This window comes from Streptomyces sp. SID4985, assembly GCF_009863025.1.
Taxonomy (GTDB): domain Bacteria; phylum Actinomycetota; class Actinomycetes; order Streptomycetales; family Streptomycetaceae; genus Streptomyces.
The window spans coordinates 1-3,873 of record NZ_WWIR01000429.1; the positions used below are offsets into that span (position 1 = coordinate 1).

Genomic DNA, 3,873 nt, shown 5'->3' on the forward strand with positions numbered 1-3,873 from the left:
TCGCGCGAGTAGTCGAGGTAGAGCATCGAGGCGACCGCGTCCACGCGCAGCCCGTCGATGTGGAACTCCTCGCACCAGTACACCGCGTTCGCCACAAGGAAGTTGCGCACCTCGCGGCGCCCGAAGTCGAACTCCAGCGTGCCCCAGTCGGGATGGGCCGCGCGCAGCGGATCGTGGTGCTCGTACAGCGGACGCCCGTCGAACTCCGCCAGCGCCCAGTCGTCGCGCGGGAAATGCGCGGGCACCCAGTCCATCAGCACGCCGATGCCCGCCTGATGCAGCCGGTCCACCAGGTACTTGAAGTCGTCCGGGGTGCCAAGGCGTGCCGTCGGGGCGTAGAAACCGGTGACCTGATAGCCCCAGGAACCGCCGAAGGGATGCTCCGCGACCGGCATCAACTCCACGTGGGTGAAGCCGAGGTCCCTGACGTACGCGGTGAGTTGGTCGGCCAGTTGGCGGTACGTCAACCCTGGTCGCCAGGAGGGAAGATGGACCTCGTACACCGAGAACGGCGCCTCGTGCACAGCCTGTTCGCCGCGTCGCGCCAGCCACTCCGCGTCGCCCCACTCGTGGTGCGAGACCTCCACGACGGAGGAGGTCGCGGGCGGGACCTCGGTGCGCCGGGCCATCGGGTCGGCGCGCAGGGTGTGCGAGCCGTCAGGGCGGGTGATCTCGAACTTGTACAGCTCGCCCTCCCCGACGCCGGGCACGAACAGCTCCCACACCCCACTGGAGCCCAGCGAGCGCATCGGATACCCGGTCGCGTCCCAGAAGTCGAAGCCGCCCGCGACCCGTACGCCCCGCGCGTTCGGCGCCCACACCGAGAAACGGGTGCCGGTCACGCCCTGGTGGGTCATGACCCGCGTGCCGAGCGCCTTCCACAGCTCCTCGTGCCGGCCCTCCCCGATCAGATGGAGGTCCAGATCGCCGAGAGTGGGCAGGAAACGGTAGGGGTCCTCGGTCTCGTGCACGGTGCCGTCGTAGGTCACCAGCAGCCGGTAGACCGGCACGTCGGTGAGGGGCAGCAGGCCGGAGAAGAAGCCGTCGCCGTCGTCGTGCAGCGCGGCCCGCACCTCGCCGATGGCCACGGTGACCGCCTGGGCGTACGGACGGAAGACCCGGAAGGCGACCCCGCCGGGGACGGCGTGGGCGCCGAGGACGGCGTGCGGATCGTGGTGGGTGCCGAGCAGCAGCCGAGCGCGGTCGTCCGCGCCGAGGGCGGGGGAGACGGCGGGCGGGAGAGCGGGCTCGGTGCGCGGGGCGGGCAGCCGCGCGGTGTCCTGAGGCACACGAGCCTTGGGGATCGCCGTCGCGCTCTTGGCGGCCTCCGGGGTCTTCGGGGACTTCGGCTTGGCCGACTTGGCGGCCTTCGCCGCCCCGCCGGTCTGGTTCTTGGCGGACTTGCTCTTCGACGTGGCTCGCTTCTTGGGCGTCACGGACGGTTCTCCCGGGCGGGTCGGGTGAGGGGGAGGCAGGGCGGGGTCAAGCCGGGTCCGGTGCGGCGGCCAGGCGGCGGACGGCCGAGAGCGGGACCGGCAGCCACTCGGGGCGGTGCCGGGCCTCGTAGACGACCTCGTAGACCGCCTTGTCGGTCTCGTAGGCGCGCAGCAGCACCGGATCGGTGCGCGGGTCGCGGCCCGCGACCTCGGCGTAGCCGGAGCAGTAGGCGGACCGGCAGGTGTGCGCCCAGAGGGGCGCGGGCGGGCGGGCCGAGTGGGCGGCGTAGTCGAAGGAACGCAGCATCCCGGCGACATCGCGCACCACCGGCTGCGGCAGCCGCCGCTCGGCCAGCGGCCGGGACGGCTCGCCCTCGAAGTCGATCAGCGACCAGGACCCGGACGGCGAGCGCAGGCACTGGCCGAGATGCAGATCGCCGTGCACCCGCTGCGCGGTCCAGGTACGGCCCTCGGCGGCCAGATCGGCCAGCGCCGCGTAGGCCGAGCGCAGCCCCGGCTCGTACGGCCGCAGCGCGGGCACCGCCCGTACGGCCGCCGTCAGCCGCTCGGCCATGCCGTCCACCAGCTGCCGCAACTGGGCCTGGCCGAGAGTCACCGTGGGCAGCGCACGGGCGAGCGCGGTGTGCACCTCGGCGGTGGCCCGGCCCAGCGCCCGTGCCTCGGCGGCGAAGTCCTCGCCCTTGGCCAGCTCGCGCAGCGCCAGCTCCCAGCCGTCGGCCGCGCCGCTGACGTAGGGCTGGAGGACGGCCAGGACGTACGGCTCGGCGTCCAGTTCGGTGTGCAGCCAGGCCACGGGCGCGGGCACCCGGGCGCAGCCCTCGCGGGCCAGGGCGAGGGGTAACTCCAGGTCCGGGTTGACGCCCGGGGTGACCCGGCGCAGCAGCTTCAGGATGAACGTATCTCCGTACACCACCGAGGAGTTGGACTGCTCGGAGGTCAGCAGCCGGGCCACCAGGCCGTCCCGGATCTCCTGTCCCTCCGTCCGCTCGAAGGCGAGGGCGCCGACGCGGGCCCGGGTGCGCAGGGCCTCCAGGAGCACTTCGGCGGGCCGGGGGTCGTGCAGCGCCTCGTACACCGTGCGTCCGGCGAGCGGGCCCGAGGACACATGGCCGATCAGCGCGGGCGCGAGCCGGGGCGGCAGCGCCTCGCGCACGCCTATCAGGAGCTGGTAGCAGTCGTCGGGCTGCGGCGGGGCGCCGGGCGCGGCGGACTGATGGACGCGCAGCAGCAGGTGGTACAGCCCCAACCGGCCCTCAACAGGCAGCAGTTCGGTCGCGGCGACGAGGGTGAACCCGGTGACCGGGCGCCCCTTCCCGGCGAACCAGCGCTGCCGCGGCAGCCATTCGCGCAGCAGGGGGTCGAGCGAGGCGAGAAGGGGGGTGGTGCCGGTGGAGGTGCTGGACGGGGTGGTGCTGGGCGGGGTGGTGCCGGAGGGGGTGACCGTTTCCGCCATGGGCGTCACGTCCTTTCCCCGGATCGTCGGGGTGTTACTCAACCGTGCCCCGGGTGGGGCGACGGAAACCGCCCGCCGCCCCCTGTGGCCGGACTACGCGGCGTCCTCGCGGAGCCGGAACCAGTAGAAGCCGTGACCCGCCAGCGTGAGCAGATACGGCAGTTCACCCACGGCCGGGAAGCGCACCCCGCCGAACAGCTCGACCGGATGCCGCCCGATGAACCGGCGCAGATCCAGCTCCGTGGGCTGCGCGAACCGCGAGAAGTTGTGCACGCAGACCACGATGTCGTCCTCGTACTCCCGCAGGAACGCGAGCACCGCCGGGTTGGAGGACGGCAGTTCGGTGTAGGTGCCGAGCCCGAACGCGGGGTTCTGCTTGCGGATCTCGATCATCCGGCGGGTCCAGTGCAGCAGGCTCGACGGCGAGGACATGGACGCCTCGACGTTGGCGACCTGGTAGCCGTACACCGGGTCCATGATCGTGGGCAGATAGAGCCGGCCCGGATCCGACGAGGAGAAGCCCGCGTTGCGGTCCGGGGTCCACTGCATCGGCGTGCGCACCGCGTCGCGGTCGCCGAGCCAGATGTTGTCGCCCATGCCGATCTCGTCGCCGTAGTAGAGGATCGGCGAGCCGGGCAGGGACAGCAACAGCGCGGTGAACAGCTCGATTTGGTTCCGGTCGTTGTCGAGGAGAGGCGCGAGGCGGCGGCGGATGCCGATGTTGGCGCGCATACGCGGGTCCTTCGCGTACTCGGCCCACATGTAGTCGCGTTCCTCGTCGGTGACCATCTCCAGGGTCAGCTCGTCGTGGTTGCGCAGGAAGATGCCCCACTGGCAACTCGACGGGATCGAGGGCGTCTTGGCGAGAATCTCCGAGACCGGGTAGCGCGATTCACGGCGTACGGCCATGAAGATGCGCGGCATGACCGGGAAGTGGAACGCCATGTGGCATTCGTCGCCGCC

At 71.9% G+C, this 3,873-nt stretch carries 3 protein-coding genes; all 3 read right to left on the reverse strand.

Features of this window, described 5'->3' with window-relative positions; translation table 11 throughout:
• Window positions 1-1,436, reverse strand: a 1,436-nt coding sequence (gene glgB, locus GTW40_RS18810; RefSeq protein ID WP_161181362.1) for a 1,4-alpha-glucan branching enzyme, incomplete at its 3' end; no start/stop codon positions are given.
• 46 nt (window positions 1,437-1,482) lie between these two features.
• On the reverse strand, window positions 1,483-2,910 hold the full coding sequence (locus GTW40_RS18815) for a phosphotransferase (protein WP_161181363.1): 1,428 nt from the start codon (window positions 2,908-2,910) through the stop codon (window positions 1,483-1,485).
• Window positions 2,911-3,003: 93 nt separating this feature from the next.
• Window positions 3,004-3,873: alpha-glucosidase C-terminal domain-containing protein (locus tag GTW40_RS18820; RefSeq protein ID WP_202486097.1), on the reverse strand; the 870-nt coding region annotated here is incomplete at its 5' end.

Bases quoted from the DNA above. Each gene is read 5' to 3' on its own strand.
- GTW40_RS18815 (WP_161181363.1), bottom strand. From the start codon at position 2,910: ATGGCGGAAACGGTCACCCCCTCCGGCACCACCCCGCCCAGCACCACC.